This window comes from Mesorhizobium sp. M2D.F.Ca.ET.226.01.1.1, assembly GCF_004022705.2.
GTDB lineage: Bacteria > Pseudomonadota > Alphaproteobacteria > Rhizobiales > Rhizobiaceae > Mesorhizobium.
On record NZ_RZOY02000003.1, the window covers coordinates 465,746 to 486,435 of the forward strand.

Annotated in this window: 24 protein-coding genes and 1 pseudogene; 11 read left to right on the forward strand and 14 right to left on the reverse strand. The window is 61.5% G+C overall.

Translation table 11 applies throughout. The annotated features are described in order from the left end of the window. Positions 1 to 367: 367 nt before the first annotated feature. Positions 368 to 1,885, forward strand: coding sequence for a PAS domain S-box protein (locus tag EN869_RS09710; RefSeq protein ID WP_127225574.1), 1,518 nt, complete (start codon positions 368 to 370; stop codon positions 1,883 to 1,885). A 15-nt stretch (positions 1,886 to 1,900) separates the two neighbouring features. Here EN869_RS09710 and EN869_RS09715 read toward each other — a convergent pair whose 3' ends face one another. Then, positions 1,901 to 2,491 (reverse strand): hypothetical protein, encoded by a 591-nt coding sequence (locus EN869_RS09715; protein ID WP_245489408.1) that lies wholly within the window; start codon positions 2,489 to 2,491, stop codon positions 1,901 to 1,903. Positions 2,492 to 2,713: 222 nt separating this feature from the next. Between EN869_RS09715 and EN869_RS09720 the strand changes: the two genes are divergently transcribed. Beyond that, positions 2,714 to 3,277 carry a DUF1003 domain-containing protein gene (locus EN869_RS09720; RefSeq protein WP_127225572.1) on the forward strand — a complete coding sequence of 188 codons (564 nt, stop codon included), beginning with the start codon at positions 2,714 to 2,716 and terminating at the stop codon, positions 3,275 to 3,277. A gap of 479 nt (positions 3,278 to 3,756) precedes the next feature. Next, positions 3,757 to 4,380, forward strand: a complete 624-nt coding sequence (locus EN869_RS09725) for an NAD(P)H-dependent oxidoreductase (protein ID WP_127225982.1) — start codon at positions 3,757 to 3,759, stop codon at positions 4,378 to 4,380. Between the two features lie 117 nt (positions 4,381 to 4,497). Here the strand turns inward: EN869_RS09725 and EN869_RS34345 are convergent, their stop codons facing one another. Genes EN869_RS34345 through EN869_RS09750 form a run of 5 tightly spaced genes read right to left on the reverse strand, consistent with a single transcriptional unit; the run spans position 4,498 to position 8,851 of the window. After that, positions 4,498 to 4,638, reverse strand: coding sequence for a hypothetical protein (locus EN869_RS34345; RefSeq protein WP_167498471.1), 141 nt, complete (start codon positions 4,636 to 4,638; stop codon positions 4,498 to 4,500). A 7-nt stretch (positions 4,639 to 4,645) separates the two neighbouring features. Continuing rightward, positions 4,646 to 4,870: a hypothetical protein gene (locus EN869_RS09735; protein ID WP_127225571.1), complete on the reverse strand. Its 225-nt coding sequence runs from the start codon at positions 4,868 to 4,870 to the stop codon at positions 4,646 to 4,648. A 48-nt stretch (positions 4,871 to 4,918) separates the two neighbouring features. Next, positions 4,919 to 7,198 carry a xanthine dehydrogenase family protein molybdopterin-binding subunit gene (locus tag EN869_RS09740; RefSeq protein WP_127225570.1) on the reverse strand — a complete coding sequence of 760 codons (2,280 nt, stop codon included), beginning with the start codon at positions 7,196 to 7,198 and terminating at the stop codon, positions 4,919 to 4,921. Between the two features lie 2 nt (positions 7,199 to 7,200). Continuing rightward, positions 7,201 to 8,223 carry a xanthine dehydrogenase family protein subunit M gene (locus EN869_RS09745; protein WP_127225569.1) on the reverse strand — a complete coding sequence of 341 codons (1,023 nt, stop codon included), beginning with the start codon at positions 8,221 to 8,223 and terminating at the stop codon, positions 7,201 to 7,203. A 1-nt stretch (position 8,224) separates the two neighbouring features. Further along, on the reverse strand, positions 8,225 to 8,851 hold the full coding sequence (locus EN869_RS09750) for a (2Fe-2S)-binding protein (protein ID WP_127225568.1): 627 nt from the start codon (positions 8,849 to 8,851) through the stop codon (positions 8,225 to 8,227). Between the two features lie 204 nt (positions 8,852 to 9,055). On the opposite strand from EN869_RS09750, the gene EN869_RS09755 reads away from it, so the two are divergent. The 3 genes and pseudogenes from EN869_RS09755 (at position 9,056) to EN869_RS09765 (ending at position 10,632) form a co-directional block, all read left to right on the forward strand. Beyond that, positions 9,056 to 9,499 (forward strand): PPC domain-containing DNA-binding protein, encoded by a 444-nt coding sequence (locus tag EN869_RS09755; RefSeq protein WP_127225567.1) that lies wholly within the window; start codon positions 9,056 to 9,058, stop codon positions 9,497 to 9,499. Positions 9,500 to 9,545: 46 nt separating this feature from the next. Next, positions 9,546 to 9,977: a GFA family protein gene (locus tag EN869_RS09760; RefSeq protein ID WP_127225566.1), complete on the forward strand. Its 432-nt coding sequence runs from the start codon at positions 9,546 to 9,548 to the stop codon at positions 9,975 to 9,977. Next, positions 9,971 to 10,632 (forward strand): annotated as a pseudogene (locus EN869_RS09765) (hypothetical protein). Before EN869_RS09760 ends, EN869_RS09765 begins: the two are co-directional and overlap by 7 nt. Before the next feature lie 43 nt (positions 10,633 to 10,675). On the opposite strand, the gene EN869_RS09770 reads toward EN869_RS09765, so the two are convergent. Then, the gene (locus EN869_RS09770; protein WP_127225565.1) at positions 10,676 to 11,887 is read right to left on the reverse strand and encodes an FAD-binding oxidoreductase; all 1,212 of its coding nucleotides are present in this window, start codon (positions 11,885 to 11,887) and stop codon (positions 10,676 to 10,678) included. A 143-nt stretch (positions 11,888 to 12,030) separates the two neighbouring features. Between EN869_RS09770 and EN869_RS09775 the strand changes: the two genes are divergently transcribed. After that, positions 12,031 to 12,312 carry a hypothetical protein gene (locus tag EN869_RS09775; protein WP_127225564.1) on the forward strand — a complete coding sequence of 94 codons (282 nt, stop codon included), beginning with the start codon at positions 12,031 to 12,033 and terminating at the stop codon, positions 12,310 to 12,312. A gap of 12 nt (positions 12,313 to 12,324) precedes the next feature. Here the strand turns inward: EN869_RS09775 and EN869_RS09780 are convergent, their stop codons facing one another. The 3 genes from EN869_RS09780 to EN869_RS34350 all read right to left on the reverse strand — a co-directional run bounded on the left by EN869_RS09780 (position 12,325) and on the right by EN869_RS34350 (position 14,152). Further along, entirely contained in the window at positions 12,325 to 13,074 is a 750-nt protein-coding gene (locus tag EN869_RS09780; protein WP_127225563.1) for a metallophosphoesterase, read from the reverse strand. Continuing rightward, on the reverse strand, positions 13,067 to 13,873 hold the full coding sequence (locus tag EN869_RS09785; protein WP_127225562.1) for a nucleotidyltransferase: 807 nt from the start codon (positions 13,871 to 13,873) through the stop codon (positions 13,067 to 13,069). Before EN869_RS09785 ends, EN869_RS09780 begins: the two co-directional genes overlap by 8 nt. A gap of 117 nt (positions 13,874 to 13,990) precedes the next feature. After that, complete coding sequence (locus EN869_RS34350; protein WP_167498470.1) at positions 13,991 to 14,152, reverse strand: hypothetical protein; 162 nt, start codon at positions 14,150 to 14,152, stop codon at positions 13,991 to 13,993. 276 nt (positions 14,153 to 14,428) lie between these two features. Here EN869_RS34350 and EN869_RS09790 point away from each other — a divergent pair, with 276 nt between their 5' ends. Both EN869_RS09790 and EN869_RS09795 read left to right on the forward strand, forming a co-directional pair. Beyond that, the gene (locus EN869_RS09790) at positions 14,429 to 14,875 is read left to right on the forward strand and encodes a gamma-glutamylcyclotransferase family protein (protein ID WP_245489409.1); all 447 of its coding nucleotides are present in this window, start codon (positions 14,429 to 14,431) and stop codon (positions 14,873 to 14,875) included. A gap of 774 nt (positions 14,876 to 15,649) precedes the next feature. Beyond that, entirely contained in the window at positions 15,650 to 15,868 is a 219-nt protein-coding gene (locus EN869_RS09795) for a hypothetical protein (protein WP_127225560.1), read from the forward strand. Positions 15,869 to 15,875: 7 nt separating this feature from the next. Here EN869_RS09795 and EN869_RS09800 read toward each other — a convergent pair whose 3' ends face one another. Further along, positions 15,876 to 16,262 carry a response regulator gene (locus EN869_RS09800; RefSeq protein WP_245489410.1) on the reverse strand — a complete coding sequence of 129 codons (387 nt, stop codon included), beginning with the start codon at positions 16,260 to 16,262 and terminating at the stop codon, positions 15,876 to 15,878. A 109-nt stretch (positions 16,263 to 16,371) separates the two neighbouring features. On the opposite strand from EN869_RS09800, the gene EN869_RS09805 reads away from it, so the two are divergent. Beyond that, positions 16,372 to 17,115: a Crp/Fnr family transcriptional regulator gene (locus tag EN869_RS09805; protein ID WP_127225559.1), complete on the forward strand. Its 744-nt coding sequence runs from the start codon at positions 16,372 to 16,374 to the stop codon at positions 17,113 to 17,115. Beyond that, positions 17,115 to 18,197, forward strand: a complete 1,083-nt coding sequence (locus tag EN869_RS09810) for an HWE histidine kinase domain-containing protein (RefSeq protein WP_127225558.1) — start codon at positions 17,115 to 17,117, stop codon at positions 18,195 to 18,197. Before EN869_RS09805 ends, EN869_RS09810 begins: the two co-directional genes overlap by 1 nt. A 48-nt stretch (positions 18,198 to 18,245) precedes the next feature. Here the strand turns inward: EN869_RS09810 and EN869_RS09815 are convergent, their stop codons facing one another. From EN869_RS09815 to EN869_RS09825, 3 genes are all read right to left on the reverse strand, one after another. Next, positions 18,246 to 19,157 carry a hypothetical protein gene (locus EN869_RS09815; protein WP_127225557.1) on the reverse strand — a complete coding sequence of 304 codons (912 nt, stop codon included), beginning with the start codon at positions 19,155 to 19,157 and terminating at the stop codon, positions 18,246 to 18,248. Positions 19,158 to 19,555: 398 nt separating this feature from the next. Then, complete coding sequence (locus EN869_RS09820; RefSeq protein WP_127225556.1) at positions 19,556 to 20,158, reverse strand: isochorismatase family cysteine hydrolase; 603 nt, start codon at positions 20,156 to 20,158, stop codon at positions 19,556 to 19,558. Then, entirely contained in the window at positions 20,158 to 20,577 is a 420-nt protein-coding gene (locus EN869_RS09825) for a hypothetical protein (RefSeq protein ID WP_127225555.1), read from the reverse strand. The genes EN869_RS09820 and EN869_RS09825 overlap by 1 nt, the downstream gene beginning before the upstream one ends. Positions 20,578 to 20,690 lie beyond the last annotated feature (113 nt).

Sequence of the window (20,690 nt, forward strand, 5' to 3'; positions counted from 1 at the left end):
CGCCTCGCTCGCAAATTGGCGGCGCAGCAATTCGGTCAGCTTCTGGCGTCGATCTCCGGGCATGTTCTTGAACCCGGTCAAATCCGATTTGTTCCTGTACTCGATCGCCAGGCTTGAGCTGTCTTGCCTCAGCGTCTCATCGGATGTCGAAGTCAGTCTCCAGGGACCGGCAAGCAAGCGACAGCGACCGGCGGTCCTAACAATCGTCACGCCCGAAGTCCCTATTGCGAAACTGCACAAGGCGCATATTGTCTGGCATGGTCGGGGTCTTAGTTGGCAGGACATGGGCCCTGGACGCGGTGCTGCGATAGGTGGATAGTCGAGGACTTGGTCGAACTTCAATAGAGCCGTCCGTGGGATAGAGCCAATGCAGCACGGGGCCATGAGTGATGCGGCCATGGGGCGAGGCCAGCGTGAGCCAGCCGACGGCGATGTTGTCCGCGAGCAAGCCGTCCTCTTTCGTCTCACCGACCGACTCTACCGAGCCAATAGCCTTGGCGAGATCTACGATGCGGCGCTGGACGCCATATGCGACGCCCTCGGATCGTCACGCGCCTCGATCCTGAGATTTGACAGCCACGGTGTCATGAGCTTCGTCGCTTGGCGCTCACTCTCTAAAGAATACCGCGAGGCAGTTAACGGTCACACGCCGTGGACGCGCGGGGAGCGCGATGCCGAGCCTATCTTTGTGGAGGATATTCGTCTCAGCGGTGAATCTCGGCAGATCATCGACACGGTCCTTGGCGAGGGAATCGAAGCGCTGGCATTTATCCCGCTTGCCAGCTCCCGCGAGCTCATCGGCAAGTTCATGGTCTACTATCCAGCACGCCATCGCTTCGCCGATCGTGAGCGCGAACTTGCGTTGACTATTGCCCGTCAGCTCGGGTTTGCGATCGAACGGGAGCGAGCGGAAACCAGTGCGACGCGACTGAGCGCGCTCGTCGAATCCTCGGATGATGCAATCATCGCGACCGATAGGGACGGCATCGTCACGGACTGGAACAGCGGCGCCGAGCGTCTCTATGGCTACGGCCGCAAGGAAATGGTCGGACGTTCGCTCATGTTGCTGATACCGCCCGATCGCCAGAACGAGGAGCGGGAGATTCTGGTGCGCATTCGCAATGGAGAGCATGCCGAGCATTTCGAGACCGTTCGCCTGCGCAAGGATGGCAGCAGCATTCCCATCTCTTTGACCGCTTCCCCAATCGCGGACGCGTCCGGCGCAATTATCGGTGTCTCCAAGATCGGCCGTGACATTTCGGAGCGGCTGCGCGCCCAGGAGCAGCGGGAGCTGCTGCTTCGCGAGATGGACCACCGCGTGAAGAACCTTTTTGCCATCGCAAGGACCATCGTCAATTTGAGCGCGCCAGCCGCTGAAACTCCGGCCGCGCTCGCCTCCACCGTTTCTGACCGACTCGGCGCCCTCGCGCGGGCGCATGCGCTGACGATGCTCCCCTCGACTGGCCCGTCTGTTCAGGTCGCGACGAGCCTACATGCATTGATCGCCGCAATCCTCGCGCCATACCGGCACGGAACTGACGAGCATCCCCGCTTCGCGATCAGTGGCATCGATATGCCGGTGCCTCCAGCGATGATCACGCCGCTTTCTCTCTTGCTACACGAATTCGCCACCAACGCTGCCAAACATGGCAGCCTCTCGACTGCCGCCGGCTCGATAGAGATCGCTTGCTCTAATAGGGACGGTAAGGTGACTGTCCAGTGGAGAGAGGTAGGAGGACCATCTCCGGTAGCAACCGAAGACGAAGGTTTCGGGAGCCGCTTGGTCCGCGCCGCCGCGAGTGAGCTTGGCGGAGTCGTGCGAGATTGGGACCCCACCGGAATTGTCCTTGCGATCACGATCGATAGTGAAAGATTCTCGGCCTGACGCCCGAGCCGCTTGTCATCGCAGCAGCCCATCGCTCTCAAAATCTTCCCAACCACGCAGTTTGGACTCCGAGCTTTCGTCTCGGCCATTCCTGGCATCCTGAGGCACCCTCTTCTGGGCACGCTTGATTGCCGCCTTTGCGGTGGCTCGCCGGCGGGATTCGGCGGCCGACACGGCGTCCTCTTCGCGCCAGATGGTGACCAGGTCGCGGTCGAGCACATCCTCGATGTGGCGCGGATCGAAAACGTGAAAGGTGATCTTCCTGGCCCGGCCGCGAAGCGTGACCGTTCTGGTCCCCGCGCTCCGTAGCCGACCGTCCTTCAGCCAGCGGTGCCGTTCGCCGGACGAGATCGTCAAGATATCCTCGACCTCACGCGGGATGACCGGCAGATCCTCGATGTCGCGCATGGCTTTGGACACGATGGCCGCTGCCGCTTCAACATCGGCATCCGAGTCCTCCGGCAGGCGCAAGGTGAGCACCCGGGATTCGATGTGGAGGAGTTTCCGAAGCTGCGCAGGCAAGCGAGCGCGGATCTCTAGGAAAATGCCCCTCGCCCGCACGGACGATCCGAGGGTCGCCGTCGGAGACAGCGGCCACTCAGCCATCAATTCGGCGGTCGGTTCGGTTTTTCGGCGCCCGGGCATATCCGATAAATAGGCCTCGCTGGGCTAAGCACAACGCTGATTCACGAGGCAACCAGTGCACTGCGGCGCCAGTGATCGCAGACAAGAGCATTCTGCCACGATTTGCCATCTGAGAACCCTCAATGGAGCGAATTGTGTATCAGCGAGTTAGGCTGGCTAAAGGGAAGAGACTGGATTGGACGGATGCCAGCATCGAAAAGCAACGGTCACTTCACGCCAACCAAACCGGCACCAGAAGGCCTTGCCCCTGCCCTGGCGCGAAACATTGAGGCGCTGATCGAGAGGCGGAAACGAGAAGCCACGGCCGCATCGCTGGAGGAGCGCGCGGCCGCAGCGATCAGCGGCTTCGCCGGAAGCATGGTGTTCGTCTACTTACACCTTGTCTTCTTCGGAACCTGGATCGCCCTCAATCTAGGGATGCTGAGCTTCATCAGACCTTGGGATCCGTCACTGGTCATCTTGGCCATGTTCGCCTCAGTCGAGGCCATCTTTCTCTCGACCTTCGTGCTCATCAATCAGAACCGAATGGCCGCGGAGGACAATTCCAGGGCAGACCTCGATCTGCAGGTCAGCCTGCTCAACGAGCACGAAACCACCAAGCTTATCAAGCTGGTGGAGGAGATTGCCAAGCGTCTGAACATTGATACCGACGCAGATCACGAGATCAAAGAACTCAAGCGCGATGTGGCGCCGGAGGCGGTTTTGGACAAGATCGAAGAAGTGTCCGACCGTCAGCCGCCCAAGTGACAGCTTCCCAGCGGCACTTGAAACTGAAGCGCTACTAAGGCGGGTCAATCAGAGGATAGGAGCATGTTCGACCACATCGGCTTCAACGTCGGGAATTTGGAAAAGTCGCTCGCCTTTTGAAGCGCTTCCAGATCGAAGCGACCTTAATCCGCGTAACAAACTGCCAAAATCCGCTTGGTCCGCCGGCTGACCTTCCAAAAAGGTGTTTGTTTTCAAAAAGTTCATTGTAGCCCTTGATGGCGACGGGTCAAAACAATGGTATGCAGCGATTTCGTGGGATAAAGACCCATTTTTCTGACTTTCCTTCGTATTTCAATTGCTTAGCAGAGACAGATTCGGACTCTTTGACCGGAACCGAAACCGCGCCCCCGACAGGGGGCATGGGGTCGCAAAGGCGCTGTGGTCAAGCCGATCTTGCGGCGAGAGGCAACCAGTGTCTGCCCTCCGCGTTGATCACCATATTCAGCCGCGAAGATTCGATGCCGCTCACCGCTTTCGCCTTGAATTGCACACTTAAGATGCCTCGGGACGACGATCAGTCCTCCACCGATCGAATGCTTGCCGAGCTGACCAAGGCCTTGGCGACACATGACGTCGAATGCGAAACGGCGCGTGCGCTCGCCCACAACATCAAGCCGGGCGTGCTCTCCGATATGGGCGAAGGCGACGACTGGCCGAAGCTGCGCAAACAGATCCTGGCCGCCGACATCTTCATCCTTGGCCTGCCAATCTGGATGGGGCAGCCGTCTAGCGTTGCCAAGCGCGTGATGGAGCGGATGGACGCTTTCCTGTCCGAGACCGACGACAGCGGACGCATGCCGGCCGCCGGCAAGGTCGCGCTGGTCGCGATCGTGGGCAATGAGGATGGCGCACATCACTGCCACGCCGAATGCTATCAGGCGCTCAACGATGTCGGATTCACCGTTCCCGCCAATGGCGGCGTGTACTGGGTCGGAGAAGCGATGGGTGACGTCAACTTCGTCGACCTTCCCGGGACACCGGAGAAAGTCGTCAGCATGATCAAAATGGCGGCCTCCAACGCTGCCCATCTGGCCGGGCTCTTCAAGACACAGAACTATGTCGGTGTCCCTGCCGGCGATTGATATCACTCGCTTATCGCCCGATTAGGGTCAGCCCGAACAGGATGACGAGCCAAAGCCTGGTGGCCGCGACAGCGAGCCGTGGCAACATGCCTGTCAGGTGCATGAACAGCATGGCGATCAGGATCGCCTTTGCGGCGGCGATCGCCAGGTTAAGGGCAACGTTGAAGCCGCCGAGATCGACGAAAATGAGCCGACTGTCAGCGCCAGCAGCGCGAGCAGCCCGAGATAACCAAAGGTGAGTTTGCGCAGTTCGCTCATCGGTTGATCAGATAAAGAACGGGGAACATGAACACCCAGATGATGTCGACGAAGTGCCGGTAGAGCCTATGGCCACGACCCGGCGCAGCCGGTTGGCTGGGCTGGCAGTCCGCCAGAACCCGATCATGCCGGCGATGACGACGATGCCGCTGATCAGGTGCGGCGCATGCAGCGGAATGTGGATCAGAGGAATGCCCGCGATGGGTAGCATCCACATGCCAAGGTGAGACATGGGTTTCGCCGCTGGTGAAAATAGCTGTGCGCTTTCACTCAAGCATGCTCAAACGAGCAACTGCTCGATCCTTATCGGCAGATCGCGGATACGCGTGCCGGTGGCGTGGTAGACCGCGTTGGCAACGGCAGCGGCCGTGCCGACATTGCCGAGTTCGCCAAGGCCTTTGACGCCAGCCGGGTTGACCGCATGGTCGACCTCCGGAACCAGGATCACCTGCAGGTCCTTGATGTCGGCGTTAACCGGCACAAGGTAGTCCTGCAGGTCGCGGTTCACATAGCGCGCGTAGCGCCTATCGACCTCGGTCGCCTCATGCAGCGCCTGACCGATGCCCCAGATCATGCCGCCCATCAACTGGCTGCGCGCCGTGCGCGTGTTCATGATGCGGCCGGCAGCGAACGCGCCGACAATGCGCGGCACGCGGATTTCCCTGGTGTAGCGGTTGATGCGGACTTCGACGAACTCGGCGCCGAAGGCGTATTTCACCGAATCCTCGTCCTGGTCGCCGCCGTGGAATTCCGGCGTGCCGGCATAGAGTTTCTTCAGCGCCTCGGGCGTCGCACCCTTGGGTGCGAACTCGGCATATTCCTCGATCGCACCGACCTGCATTGCTTTCAGCACGTCCTCTACCTTTGCCGACGCGCCGCTGTTCGCGACGATCTTTCCGCCGGCAAGTTCGAATTCCTCATTATGGGAGCCGGCCAGCGGACCGCCTTCTGCGGACGCGGCGGCAAACAGCTTGGCGCGGATGGCATCGCAGGCCTTGAGCACCGCCGAACACACGCTGGCCGTGGAGATCGACCCGCCCGAAACGGGAGCCGGAGGCAGGCTGCTGTCGCCCATTTCGACGCTGATCCTCTCGATGCTGACGCCGAGCCGCTCGGACGCCATCTGACCGGCCACCGTTCGCACGCCGGTGCCGATCTCGTGCGAACCGCATTGCAGCCGCACGTCGCCGTCGACCGTCAGGCGCACGCGCGCCGCGCATGGCGCGACGGCAGTCGGGTAGATCGCCGTCGCGCAGCCCATGCCGACCAGCCAGTCGCCGTCGCGCATCGCGCCGACCTTCGGATCGCGCCTGACCCAGCCGAAGGCGTCCGCCGCCTGGTCGTAACACTGGGTCAGCGAACGGCTGGAGAACGGCTTCTTGCCGATCGGCTCCGCCTTCGGTTCGTTGATGCGGCGGAACTCGACCGGGTCCATGCCGAGCGCCACCGCCATCTCGTCCATGGCGTTTTCAAGCGCATAGACATAAGGCGTCTCGGGCGGTGAACGCATGTAGCCCGGCGTGTTGCGGTCAGCCTGTACCAGCGAGACATGGGTCAGCACAGAGCCATAGTCATACATGCGGCCGGTGGCCGACGTGCCGCCCACGACATAGGCGTCCGGGCGAGACGTCACCTCCCAGCCTTCGTGGGCGAAAGCGGTGATGCGGCCGTCCTTGCCCGCTCCAATGCGGATGTGGTGCCGGGTTTCGGCCCGGTAGGTCTGCGTGCCGAAAGCCTGCATGCGGCTGGTCACGCAGCGCACCGGACGACCGAGGCGCTTAGCGGCCACGGCCACGATAGCGGTGCGCGGAGTCATCGGCCCCTTCGAGCCGAACGCGCCGCCGATGAACGGGCTGACGATACGCACCTTCCCGGGATCAATCTTCAACTGCCTGGCAAGCTCCACCTTCCAACCGGTCACGTTCTGCGAGGGCTCGTGAACGGTCAACTGTTCGCCTTCCCAGAAGGCGGTCGTTGAAAACAGCTCGATCGGGTTATGATGCTGGGTGGGCGTCGAGTAGCGCTGGTCGATCTTGACCGCGGCATCGGCATAGGCCGCATCGAAATCGCCTGCCTTCACATCTTCCTTGAACAGTGGGCTTTTTCCGGCGGCAGGGATGGTCGCAGTCCCGGGGCTGTCGAAAGTCGCAGTCGGCTTCTCTTCATCGTACTCGGCGCGGATCAGCTGTGCCGCTTCCTCGGCCGCCTCGAAAGTCTCGGCGACCGCAAGCGCTATGATCTGCCCGTCATGGAAGATCGTCCGGTCATGCAGCGGTCCGATAGACGTCGCGCCGGTATTGCCGAATTTCGGTTTGTCGACCTTGTCCATGTCGCCATAGGTGACGATGTCGAGCAGGCCGGGTACCGCACGAGCATCGTCGAGACGAAGCTTCGTCACCTTGCCCTTGGCAATGCTGCTGGTGGCCAGCGCGCCATAGGCGATGTTGGCGGTGGGCAGATCGGCGGGGTAATGCGCCTGCCCGGTGACTTTCAACCGCGCATCGACGCGCGGCAGCGGTTCGCCCTGATTTTCCTTGGGTCTCGGAGCAGCAGCGTCCATGGTCACACCTTCATGTCACGGGTTTCAAGCAGCGCGCGCACCAGCGTTCGCTTGCCGAGTTCGACCTTGAACGCATTGCGCTGGCGCGGTTGGGCTTCAGCGAAGGCGGCGTCGGCCGCCGCTTCTGCCGATGTCTCATCGAGCTTCTTGCCTTGCAGGCTTTGTTCGGCCGTGCTGGCACGCCAAGGCACTGTCGCCACACCGCCGAGCGCAATGCGCGCCTCGCGCACAGTCTCGCCATCGAGGTCAAGCGCGACGGCCGCCGAAGCCAGCGCAAAGGCATAGGATTCGCGGTCACGGATCTTCAGATAGAGCGAGCGCCGGCCCCACGGCAGAGCCGGCACCTCGATGGCGGTGATGATCTCGTCGGCGGCGAGATCAGTTTCGATATGAGGGGTGTCGCCGGGCCGCCGATGCAATTTGGCGAACGGTATTCTGCGCGCCCCGCGCGATCCCTCGGCATGAACCACGGCATCGAGCGCGATCAACGCCTGAGCGAAGTCGCCATGGTAGGTGGCGATGCAGGCTTCGCTGGCCCCCAGAACCGCATGCTGCCGGTTGAAGCCTAGCATCGCCGCGCAGCCGGAGCCAGGCATACGCTTGTTGCAAGCCCAGGACGTCTCGCGGAAATATTCGCAGCGCGTGCGTTGCAGGATGTTTCCGGCCAGGCTTGCCATGTTGCGGATCTGGCCGCTTGCCGCCAAACGCAAACTGTCGGCAATGACGGGATAGCGCTCCTCGACCTCGCGGTGATCCGCAGCCTCGCCCATGCGCACCAGGGCGCCGAAGCGGATGCCGTCATCGGTTACCCGGATTTGCCGCAGTCCAGACTCCTTGAGCCGGTTGAGATCAAGCAGGCGATTGGGCTCGGCGACGCCGAGCTTCATGTAGTCGGCAAGGTTGGTCCCCCCGGCGATGAACTGCGCATTTGCTCGCGTGGGTTGATCGTCGTTGGTCGCGAACCGGGACGCGATCGCGACCGCCGCGGAGATGTCGGCAGGCTGTTCATAGACAAAGGGCCGCATGTCAGGCTCCCTTCGTCTCTTCGCGTGCCTGCAGGATGGCGGCGACGATATTGGGATAGGCAGCGCAGCGGCAGATGTTGCCGCTCATATATTCGCGGATGTCGTTCTCGGATTCGGCATGACCTTCATTGACGCAGCCGATTGCCGACATGATCTGGCCCGGTGTGCAGTAGCCGCACTGAAAGGCATCATGATCGATAAAGGCCTGCTGCATCGGATGCAGCCTGCCGTCGCTTGAGGCGAGCCCTTCCACCGTCATGATGTCCTTGCCATCGTTCATCACGGCGAAGCTCAGACAAGACAGCAAGCGCTTGCCTTCGACCAGCACTGTGCAGGCGCCGCACTGGCCGTGGTCGCAGCCCTTTTTGGTGCCGGTGAGTCCGATATGGTCGCGCAGGGCGTCAAGCAGGCTGGTCCTGGTATCGAGCGAAAGTTCATAGGCCTGCTTGTTGATCCTGAGCGACGTCACGACCGGCTGCCTCAGTTTCGGCTCGGCTGTGACCGGCGTCGCGGCCTCGGCCCGTGAAGCCAGCAACGGCGCAGCCGCGGCCGCCGAGACCGTGCCTGCCATGAACTTTCTTCGGCTGAGGCTGAGACCATCGTTGAACGGGGCTGAGGGCTGTGACATGGGCTCGCTCCTGGCTAGCTGATGTCGTGCGCTAACCTCTCAACAGAGCCAATGTTCCAAATTGCCAGCCAAAGACTTCGCCACTTCACCGAAGCGTGACTTCGCCATCCGGAAATGGATCGGCTCCAGGTTTCGCCGCGGGTTGGAACATGCGTGCCGCCCGTGAGTTTTGCGCACGAACCGCCGCCGCATGCGAAGGGCATCATGAAATCGAAGCTGGTCACTGAAACCTCGGGACAGAGAATATTCGTGGTCGTGCTCGATCCGGGCGAGGAAGCCTTTGCGTCCCTCACCGCTTTCGCGGGGCAGAAGGGAATCACCGGCGCCTCGCTGACGGCGATCGGCGCTTTCGAAAGAGCAGCGGTTGGGTGGTTCGATTTCGGCTCGAAATCCTACCGCAGCATTCCGGTCGACGAGCAGTGCGAGGTGCTGAGCGCGATCGGCGACATTGCCGTCGACGACAGCGGCAAGCCAAGCCTGCATCTGCATGCGGTGCTGGGCCTGAGCGACGGATCCACCCGTGGCGGGCACCTACTGGAAGGCGTCGTGAAGCCGACACTCGAGGTCACGGTGACGGAATCGCCCGTCCATTTGCGGCGCACGAAACGACCGGGACTCGGCATCGCCCTGATCGATCTCGACGCGTGAAATCTGCGCTGCTGAAACCGCATTCTCGATCAAGCGTTCAAGCTTGATGGAAGAACCGGACGTCTTTACGCGAAACGCCGCGGTCGAGCGATACGGCGGATGCCTGTGCGGCAATATCCGTTATCGCCTGACGAGCGAGCCGCTCGTGCATTACTGCCATTGCGATATGTGTAGGCGGGCGACTGGCAGCGCCTTCGCCGTGCTTGGTTGGGCGCCTGTTGCCGATCTCTCATGGCTGACCACGGAACCAGCCTACCGCCGCTCCTCGCCGATCGCCCGGAGAAGCTTCTGCCGGTCCTGCGGCACGCCGCTTACCCTTGCCTATGACGCGAACCCGTACGAAGTCGCGATGCATATCGGGACCTTTGACGATCCGTCCGGGCTTGAGCCACGACACAATTACGGTTCTTCGCAGCGGCTCGGGTGGGTCTGCTGCGGCATCGACCTGCCGCATCATGACACGGAAGAACGATGGTAGCGGCGCACCGGAGCGACTTCCCGTTGCCGTTGGAGACGCCGCCGATGGAAGCGCGAACGGCGGAAGTGTTGGGAAATGGTCCCTGGCAATACGAGCCGAAATGGGATGGCTTCCGCTGCCTTGCCTTCAAGGACGGGAAGGCCGTCGATCTCAGGGCGTCACCGCCAGGCAATGGCTGCAAGGCGCCGGCCACGGCTCGACCGATGGTGTCGTCGCCAAGATGCTCAACGAGCCATATCGGCCGGGCGAGCGCGCGATGGTCAAGGTCAAGCGGCTGCGCACAGCCGATGCGTGGTCGGTGGCTTCCGCTATCTGAACGGCAAACGACAGGTTGGATCGCTGCTGCTCGGTCTCTACAACGATAAGGGGCAGCTCGATCATGTCGGCTTCACATCGACCATCGCCAATGAAGACCGCGCGGCGCTCACGGCGAAGCTCGAGGCGTTGCGAGGTGGGCTGGGCTTCACCGGCAAGGCACCGGGCGGCCTGAGCCGCTGGAGCACGGAGCGCAGCGGAGAATGGGAGCCGGTGAAGCCGGAACTGGTCGTCGAGGTTCGTTTCGACCATGTACCGGGGGACGCTTCCGGCATGGCACGACGTTACTGCGCGGGCGGACAAGGCGCCGCAGCAGTGCACGTTCGAGCAGATCGCGTAGCCCGGGGTGGCCAGTCCGGTCACGGCCATGGCATCCCGGCGGCTCATGTCTTGAACGCGAAGAGATTTGCATCTGCGTCCCCCCTCCCTGCGATGGATGCGCAAACGATCTCCGAAGCGATCTGTGAAAACGTGATTCCATTTCCGCCATAGCCCATCACCGCATGAACGCGCGGGTGCCCGGGCACGCTGCCGATAATCGGAAGTCCGGTGTCGGTGGCTCCGAACGAGCCGGTCCAGGCGAATTCCGCAGCCGTGTCGAGTCGCGGGAAAATTTTGCCGAGCTTCTCCTCAAGTCGGTCCGTCTTTTGCTCGGTCAGGGCGTCGCGCCGTTCCTCGTCCGTGAACTCCTCGTCTTCGCCCCCGCAGATTACGCGACCATCGGATGTCGCCCTGAGATAGAGATAAGGGTCCGAAGCTTCCCAGATCAGGGCGGCGAGCGGCCAGAGGTTTTCCGGCTGCGGCCGGGTGGCAATCGCCCATGTCGAGATGATGCGATGGCCGGTCCTTGGAACGATGTCGAGCAGCTCGTAGCCGGTCGCAAGGACAAGATGGCGAGCATGGATCCTCGGACCGTGGCGCGTCACCACCGTCACGCCGAGGCGATTGTCCTCGATCGCGATCACTTCCGCCAGCGCATAGAAACGCGCTTTGCGTTGCAACGCCCTCATAAGCAGTCCGGACGTCAATTTGCGTGGGTCGAGCGCCAGATTGCCATGGCTCAGAATCGCTGCGGCGCGGTCTATCCCGAAATCTTCTCTCAGCTTCTTTCGTGCCAGGAAGGACGCTTCAATGCCTGCTCCCCGACGCGCTTCCGTCTCGCGGCGCAGTTCCGACGCATCGAGCCGATCACCGGCCAGATAAAGCGACGGCGTTTCCGACGACCGGCAGCGGATATCAAGTTCCGCGATGCGCCCGCGCAGGTTGAGCAGCGACAGCCGCGAGCGCCGCCAGGCCTGCCGAGCGGCATCGCCTCCAATCATCCTGGACAGCCTTGTCAGCGGTTGATCGATCTCGAACTCGACGAGCGCCGTCGTCGCGGCCGTCGAGCCCTTCAACGGCCCACGCCTGTCGATGCAAATGACGGCGTGGCCGTCGCGGGTCAAGGCTTCGGCCATCATCGCGCCGCTGATGCCCATGCCGACGATCAGGACGTCGGTCTTTGCATCTCGGGTCAGGCGTTCCGCCGGCACCGTGGGTGAGCGATAGGCAGACCAGACAGGCGTGCCGCTTCTGAGATCGAGCTGGCGAGGCATGAAAGTTCCCGGTTCCGCACGATAAGTCACAGGGCGCCGTGCTGTTCCCGGGCAACCGCGCCAACCCTCCCTGATTGGATATGAAGCGGAACAACCGCTTCGGCGAAAGGTTCTTCACTCGAAGCTCAGCAATGGAGAACGCTATGGACCCGCGCGACAAACAGCGGCCGGCAAAGACCGACGAAACCGAAGCGCCGACCATCGAACAGCAGGACTGGGATGCTCTGGAGGGCGGCAGAATCCTGCCCGACAGCGTTGCGGTGAACGGTGACCCGCAGGATGATGCCGAAGCCGAAGGCGACCTTCAGGAAGAAGATGACGACAACCCCTACCAGGACAGCGATGAAGCCTTGCCTGATGACGAAGAAGAACGCGTCCTATCGAAGGACCCTTCCAAGGAAGGCAGCCGCTTCGACGAACTGTAAAGAGCGGCCCGTTCAGATTTCCAGCAGCGCGTAGGGACGGCCGCTCGGCTTCGTAATGTGCATGGCGACATTGTAGACTTTGGCGCCGCCGGGGGTCTGGCCTTCGAAGGTGCCTCGATGGGCATGGCCGTGCACGACCGCGCTCACCTTGAACCGGTCGATCGTTTCCGCAAGCCGGGATGATCCGAGGAATGGGAAGATTTCCGGCGGCTCGCCGGCGACCGTCTCCGCGATCGGCGCATAGTGCAGCACCACCAGCGTGCGCTTGGCGCGGACCTGCCGCATGGCGTTCTCGAGCCGCATGGCCTCGCTGACGCTCTCGGCCACCATGGCCTTGATCGCCGGCTCGCCGAAAGAGCCAAGCATTCTCGGGCCGAAGCCGCCGACAAAACCCTTGACCCCGACAAAGCCGACATCCATGAGCTCCGTCGCTTGCCCGTCCAGGAGATGGACACCGGCGTGACGGAGTGTCGCCGCGACCTGGTCGACGCAGCCGGATTCGTAATCGTGGTTGCCGAGCACCGCGACCACCGGAATCGAGCAGGCGCGCAAATCCTCTGCGAGAAGCTCGGCCTCCTTCGGCTTGCCGAGGTTGGTGAGGTCTCCGGTGAGCACCAGGACGTCTGCTTCGCGAGAAACCTCGCCGAACAGGTCGCGGTAGGAAGGTTGCGCATCTTCCTGAACATGCAGATCGCCCATCGCGGCGATCTTGACCTTGCCGTTGCCGTTCGTTTTGCGGTCCGTCTTGTTCTGTTCAGCCATCGCGGAATTCTCCAACGCCGCCGACGCCTGCGAAGCCCCATTCCTTGACGTCGATTTCGTAGTCGACCTGCGACAAAAGCCGGCCGCGGCAGATCTTCATCCGCGGCGCAGGCAGTTGCCGCTGCCTGGCGAGCCGGTCGAGCAGATTGTCAAGCAGCCAGTCGGGGATGTGGTCACGCTCGCTGGGATAGATCCATCTGAAATTCAGTAACTGCATCAGGAGCACCTCCCAGTGGGTGTCGAGATAGGACAGCAATCTTTGCCAGTCGATCTCCTCATGCGCTTTTAGAATCATATGGGCGATGTCGGCGCCGTCATGCCGGCCCCTGTCCTGGATGAAGCATTTCGACCAGATAAGCTCGGTCGGACCGATGATCCTGACCCGGCTGCCAAGCAGCTCGACCTGGCGGGCATGCTCCAGCCACTGATCCTCGACCTGCATGGTCCCATTGGCGGAAGCAAAGATCACGTCGAAGAAATGCGGGCCCTCGAAGACCTTGCCCAGCCAGCGGTCGTCCTCGATCTCGACAGCGTAGCCGATATCCTTGAAATGGGTGAGGATGCGTGGGCAGTCGCCGGGCTTGCAGAAGATGTCGAGGTCCTTGGTCTGGCGCACGACGCCCGTATAGGCGCTGACGGCGTAGGTCCCGGCAACCAGAAACGGAATGTCGGTGGCTGCGAGCTCGCGGATCGCATGCGTGTAGAACGCTTCCGCCTCCGCGCTCTTCAGCGTCGGCTCCGCCTTTGCATCGATAACCGGCAGCGTCGCCAGCACTCCCGGCAACTCGTCATTGGCCATCAACCGTTGCTCCGGCTTTCGATCGTCATTCCCATGTTTCGATAAACAGCGGTAATCCGGCGTTGTTCCGCGCTCTACGTCACGCTTTTTGTGACGAGCTTCGCCAGAACGGAGGCGCTAGTCGCCTTCCTCTCGGTACAGGCGTTCGGTTGCGCGGTCGCTCTCGCGCCGCTCCGCCGGTCCGCGGCGACGGCGGGTGAGGAGAACGTAGACGATCACGAGCAAGAGAATGAGCGGACCGCCCGCGACGACGATGAACCACAAGACGGTGCCTGACATTGATCTTCCTTCCCGGATCGAAGGCTATGCTCCCGCAAGCAGAGGCGCCGGTGGTGCGCTAACCGGTGAAAGGGTCAAATGTTCCGCAGTCGGAACGGCGTTACGGGGTTTTCGGCGGCTTGGGTTGGATCGGCAAGCCGTATTGACCAAGCTCGGAACCCTGACGCCGTGTTCTGCGGCGCTGGAACATAGTGGCGGCGCAAGGGTTGGAAATCAAAGCAAGATCAAGCCGAGTCCCACCGTCAAAACCCGTTATTGAGAATGTCGAAGCGACCATTGGCTGAGAACGTGTTCGTGTTCGGCACTTTGAAAAGAGGCTTTCCGCTCCACGATGAAGGCCTGTCCGGTGCGCGATTTATCGGTCCCTACCGGACCAAAAAGCGATATCCGATGCTGATCGCAGGGTCACGCTTCGCCCCGATGATGTTCAACGAGCCCGGAAGCGGTCTTCATGTCAGCGGCGAGCTTTATACCTTGGATGAAGGCGCTCTGGCGAAGCTCGATCGCATCGAGTCAATCGGCAAGCCCGGGAACTTTCGCATTCTGATTGAGATCGAACCTTTCGCGGACGGGCCAGGCACGCTGGCGCATGCCTACATGAAGTCTCGCAGCCTTGCTGATCCCATCCACTCCGGATTGCTCGATCGCTATGAGGATCGACGTTTCACCGAGGGGATTCTGTCGCCTGCAAGGCAAACGCCCGGTCCGCGACGTCCTGCGTGACACAGGAATGCAGGCCGGGCCCAGCCTAGGTGAGAGCACAGGAAAGGCGCCACGTGTGGCGCGCCAGGCTTTCGTCGCCGCCGCAAAAGATCCAAGGATTTTCCTCGGCGACCAGACCTGAGGTGGCGCTATTTCCGCCTGGCAATTGCTCGCCACGCCTTAAGCGTCCACGGCGCATCGCTCTTCGCCGGCAGCGCTACCCGGCCGCCGGCCGCGTCCTCTGTATCTAAGTCCAAGCGGTCATCAACTTTGGTTCGGCTGCACGTGAGGTTGAACTTTCCGGCCGGCGCAACGTTGGTGTGGCTGCAGCAGAGAGGACTTGCGATGAAGCCTATCGGGGATTGGAAGGACGCCTACGACCCGCAAATCTTTGCGGACAAATACGGCATCACCCTACAGCAGGCCAGGGCAGTCATCAGTTCCAACGGACCATCAAGGCATGGCTGCGATGTGGGGGCGATTGCATTCATCAGAGCTCTGGCGATGCGGGACGGCAGGCAGCCGTCGCGCCACCGTTCAAAAGCTTAGATCTGGAAATCCTAAGGGAACCGCAGTGGCCAAAAAAAGCGCTGGCGGTTTTGTGTTCCTCGTGAACGGCCACCCGCTATTGAGCTTCAGCGGCCCCAGCTGCGCGGTAGGCTTTTTCTCTCGCATCGCTCCGTGGCCACCCACCCGAAAGAATCTCCACCTGCCTCACATGCGTTAATGCGCGACCGCGGAACCGGCGCAATCATCTTCGGCAAGAAACAAAGCTCGGCTTAGGGAGGTTGCGGCGTGATCAAATATCATCCTGTTCGTCTGAACGAACTTATCGACCACTATATGGAAACGCGTTCCCCTCACCGATCTCCGGTGTCTGTGGCCGCGGCCACGAGGGCCATCTTGACCGTCATGCCAGATTGTTCGGTTGAAAGCCCTCAATTGAGCAACATGATCGCGCGATCGGCGGTCAAGCACGGCCATGCCGTGAGCTTCGATTTGATGACCGTCTAGTCTGGTATCAACCACTATCGATTGGCAGCGGCTTGCGCGTCATCTCCAGAAGGTGGCGCGCCAGTTCCGTTGCGTCGCAAGGTTTTTCGAACCTGCGAATCTCAGCAAAGCGCGGGGGAATGGTGGCGGCGTCGTAGCCGGTCGCGAACACGAATGGAATCCGCCTGTCCACGAGTGCGTCCGCCACGGCAAAGTCGATGGCGCCAGCCAGATCGAGGTCAAGTATGGCGGCATCGACGCAATCCAGGTCAAGGGAATTCAGGGCCTGATCGCTGGTCGCGAAGGGACCGATGACCGTCAGACCAAGCCCCGAGACGGCTTTTGTGATATCTTCAGCCAGAAAATACTCGTCTTCCATCACCAAAACACGAGCGCCGGCGACTTTCTCGTCCATGGCAAGCCTCCCGAAGGCAGCCATTTGAAACGTCTTACGCAGTCCTACATTAACATAGGTAAGGTCGCTGCCGCATCATTATGTGTATCACCGGGTCAAGAGGACTGGGATGAGGCGACCTCTGATCCGCAAGCTTGAGAAATTCACGCGGCTTTCGCAGGCCGATAAGGAGATGCTGGTCAGAATTGCGGCGCACCGTGTCCGGCGCTTCGCCGCGCGAGAAGACATCATCCACGAAGGCGAGAAGCCTGAATTCATCAATCTCATCAACGAGGGCTGGGCCTGCCGCTATAAGACCCTCGAAGACGGACGCCGGCAGATCATTGCTTTCTTCCTCCCCGGCGATCTGTGCGATCTCAACGTCTTCATCCTCAAGGAAATGGACCATTCGATCGGCGCGATCACGCCGGTCTCGGTCTCGGAGATTTCGCGCGCTGCCTTCGACGAGATGATGATCGGGCACCCGCGCATCACTCAGGCGCTGTGGTGGGAGACGCTGGTCGCGGCGGCGATCCAGCGCGAGTGGACGGTCAACCTCGGCCAGCGCGATGCGCTCGAGCGGATGGCGCATCTGTTGTGCGAGCTGTTCATCCGGCTGGAGGCCGCCGGCTGCACAAGCGACAGCAGTTGCGAATTTCCGTTGACGCAGACGGAACTGGGCGAAACGCTGGGCATGTCGACGGTTCACGTCAATCGTACGCTGCAGGAGCTGCGCGGTTCGAACCTCATTGTGCTGAAGGACAGGACACTGACCATTCCCAATCTCCAGGCATTGCAGGACGTCGCGCTGTTCAATCCCAATTATCTGCATCTCGATCGCGAGGGCAGGCATCTCGATGCCAACGAGGAGTGATGTCCAAGGGCCCGCCCAACAAGCCGCTTGAACCCGGTCTGGCAGATGTCAAAGCAGCACTGCACGGGCGCGCGCGTGCCGAGGACCACCTGAGCGAAAGCGAAGAGGTCCTGCGCGGTTTCGCGGACGCCACTTCCGACGTGCTCTGGGTCCGCAATGCAGACACGCTGCAGTGGGAATTTCTGGCGCCCGCCTTCGGCGCCATTTACGGGATGAGCCGCCAAAAGGCCTTGGCCGGCGACAACTTCGCCACCTGGATCGACCTTATCGTGCCCGAGGATCGCGAGCATGTGCTGGGCCAGATCGAGTGCATACGCGACGGCGAACGCGCAACCTTCGAATACCGAATATGCCGGCCGGCCGACAACGAGATACGCTGGCTGCGCGATTCCGGCTTTCCGATGCGCGATGCGGCGGGAAAGGTCGCTCATATCGGTGGCGTCGGCCAGGACATCACGCGCCAGAAACAAGCCGAGGAACAGCAGCAGGCTCGCTTCGCCGGATTGCAGCATCATACGCGCAACACGCTGGCCGTGATCCGGTCGATCGTGCGGCGTACGATGGAGAAAAGCGAATCCTTGGAGGAAGCCGCGGCTCACCTGGAAGGTCGCATCAACGCTTTCGCCCGCGTGCAGGTGGCGATCACACGCCACCCGTCGATCGAGATCAACCTGGCATCGATAGCCGCCGACGAATTGCTCGCCGCCGGGGGCCGCGAGGGCGACAACCTGACGATCGAGGGCCCGCCGTTGGCGCTCGCCCCCAAGGCCGCCGAGACGATCGGCCTGGCTATCCACGAATTGGCAACGAACGCGTTGAAATACGGCGCGCTTGCAAGCTCGAGCCGGAGTGGCCGCATCGATATCGAATGGCGTTTGGAGGAAGATCTGCTTCGCTTCGTATGGGCTGAGAGCGGTGTTGACGATCTGAAACAGACCGAACGGCGCGGCTTCGGATTCGAGGTGCTCGAGCGGACCTTACCTTATGAGCTCGGAGCGACGGTGGAGTTGCGGTTCGCTCCGAGCGGTCTCAATTTCACGGCTGCCATCCCGCTTCGCGCCCTTATCCCTCGGCAGCGGTAAGCGACCGGGAATGGGCAATTGCGGCGCAATTAAACGTCGCAGTGAGTGTCAGTTGCTCCGCAAATAGCCCGCCTCGTCCTCGTCTCTTTGGCGGCCCCCAAGCACTCCGGCGACTGCAGCGATGAACGCGCCGATCACCAGCGACAGCGCGCCAACCAGTGCAGCGGTAGCGCTCGCCTTGCGAGCTTTGTCGGCGGCGGCCTTGGCTTTGTTCTTGGCATCCTCGACCTGCGCCAGAACCTGGTCGACCCGCTTCTGCGCCTCAGCCTGAGGGAGGCCCGTGCGGGATGCCACGAGTTGGGCAAGATACGCCTTGTCTTCCGGGCTCATTTCGCCGTTCGCAGCGCTGATTGTCAGTATGCGTGCTGCCTGCGCTACGGTGTCCGCGTTGTTCTGGGGCGTCGTCGCCGCAGGTGCGGGAGCAGCTGCGTTGCCTGCCGGCCGGAAGAGCGCGTCCACGAAATAGCCGGCGAGATCATTGGCGGACGGCGTTCGCGCCGACGACGCTTGCGAAGCCGCACCGGCTGCAGCGCCGCTTAGCAAGCCGGTCGTCGCCTGGGCGCCTGTCCCGGCAATTCCGGACACCGCCGAGCCGAGGACCGTAGCCACCAGCAGCGTGGCCAGAGCCCAGGCCAGGAATCCATGCGCGGTGTCGCGGAAATACACCTCGTCGGTGTGGACGTTGACCCACTTCGTGCGAAGCCGCCCGGCGACGTAGCCGCCCAATGCGGACGACAGCCACTGCACGATGACGAGCCAAACCGCGGTCGACACCGCAAACGTCGTCAGGGACGGGCTTCCCCATGGCGGCATCATCGCCAAACCGAGTCCGGAACCGACAAGCATGAGGATGACGGTTAAAGTGGCTGCCGCGAAAGCGCCGGCCACGATCGGTCCCCAATTGACGGCGGAGGATGATGTCTCAATCGTTGCGGGTTGGTCCGCCGTGGAAAAGGTCATCGTCGGCTCCTAACGTGCAAAAAGCATCAAAAGGATGATGATCGGAATTGGAACGCCGAGCAGCCAGAGCAGAATACCTCGTCCCATTTCGTCCTCCTATAAGTAGTGTTCGAATGCTTGGATTTAATTCCTGGATCTCGCTTTCGTTCCGTCCGAACTACTTCTTTCAATCAGCTGTTTAAACTCAGGACATGACGCGAGCGCCATTACGGCCCGCCAACCTTGGACCCACGGAAGGCTCGCCCGCAAAGGGGATGAACGGGCGAGCCTTTCGATGGGACTCCTGACGCCCAAGACGGCGCATTCGGGACGCAGAACGCGCCGCCACCAACCGAACTGAGATTGCGGCGAGATGTTCCGAAAGACAGGAGCCAGCTATTCGGGCGCCGCCTCCCCTACTATCGCCAGCATTCGAGGATGGCCTCAACCGGCGCTACCTCGACATGGTGGGAGTACCGCTTGGTGAAGAGCTTCAGGATGTTCTCATAGGCCTCATCGGAGGCGCTGCAGATAGCGTCCTCCGCGAGGATCGTTCGATAGCCCAGATCGATAGATCCGAGCAGAGTCGCCAAAACGCACATATCGGCTTCACCGCCGCTGACGATCACTTCCTCGACGCCTTCGGACTGAAGCACGCCAGCCATTTCGCCGCTCAGCCACGGGGAATAGATCGGCTTGTCGAACACGCGCGCCGGTGGGACATGGACGGCAAGCTCGGGGAGAAGTTCGACCACCTCCTTGCCCGCCCTTGCGATTGTCATGTCCGCCCAATGCTCATAATATTGTCTCCATCGGCCGTGGCCCTCGCCCGGATTCCGCGCGGGGATGAACCTGGTGAAGATGGTGGCTTCGGGTCGCTTGCGGACCAGCCTCTGAACTTGTGGCAGGATCACGGGCAGCCATTCGACCGCCCAAGGCATGGGCGGCATGAACATCTGCTGCATATCCACGCAAATGTGGACGGCTTTCGCCGAGATCGGTGAGAGCGCGCTCAAGGCCATCACACCGCGGCGCGCTCGATATTGCCAGATGCAGTTCGCGTGTCGAATTCCTGTGTCAGGCTGGACTCTTTGATGCGACATGCCAGGGCACGCATTGCGCGTGCGACCGGATACATCTTGATGCGTTCGAACTCCCTCGCTTGCGCCTCGGCGAGGGCCGCGCATCGTTCGCGTTCGGCGATTTCAGGACAAAGATTTTCGGCAGTGTATTCCATGTTGGATTTCTCCATCGCGTTGTCTGCCGCTAAACTCCGATTAAAGTCCTCCGTTCCATCAAGGTAAGCGCTTGCCGTGCTTTTCGAAAAGCGCTCGCGCTGGCCGGCCTCGATTTGACAAGACACAATAACAAATGATGTTTTTTGGCCGTTCCTCGGCAAAATTTCTTTGAACGTTTCGCCCACTACAAGGTTTGTTGCCATTACCGGCATCGTCAAGAAGGGCGAGATCGTGGACGAGGATAAGCCGACCCTCGCTCTCCAATTTCGCCTGAGCCAGAGCCACGTAGTGGCCGACGCTGCCTGATTTGCCGTCC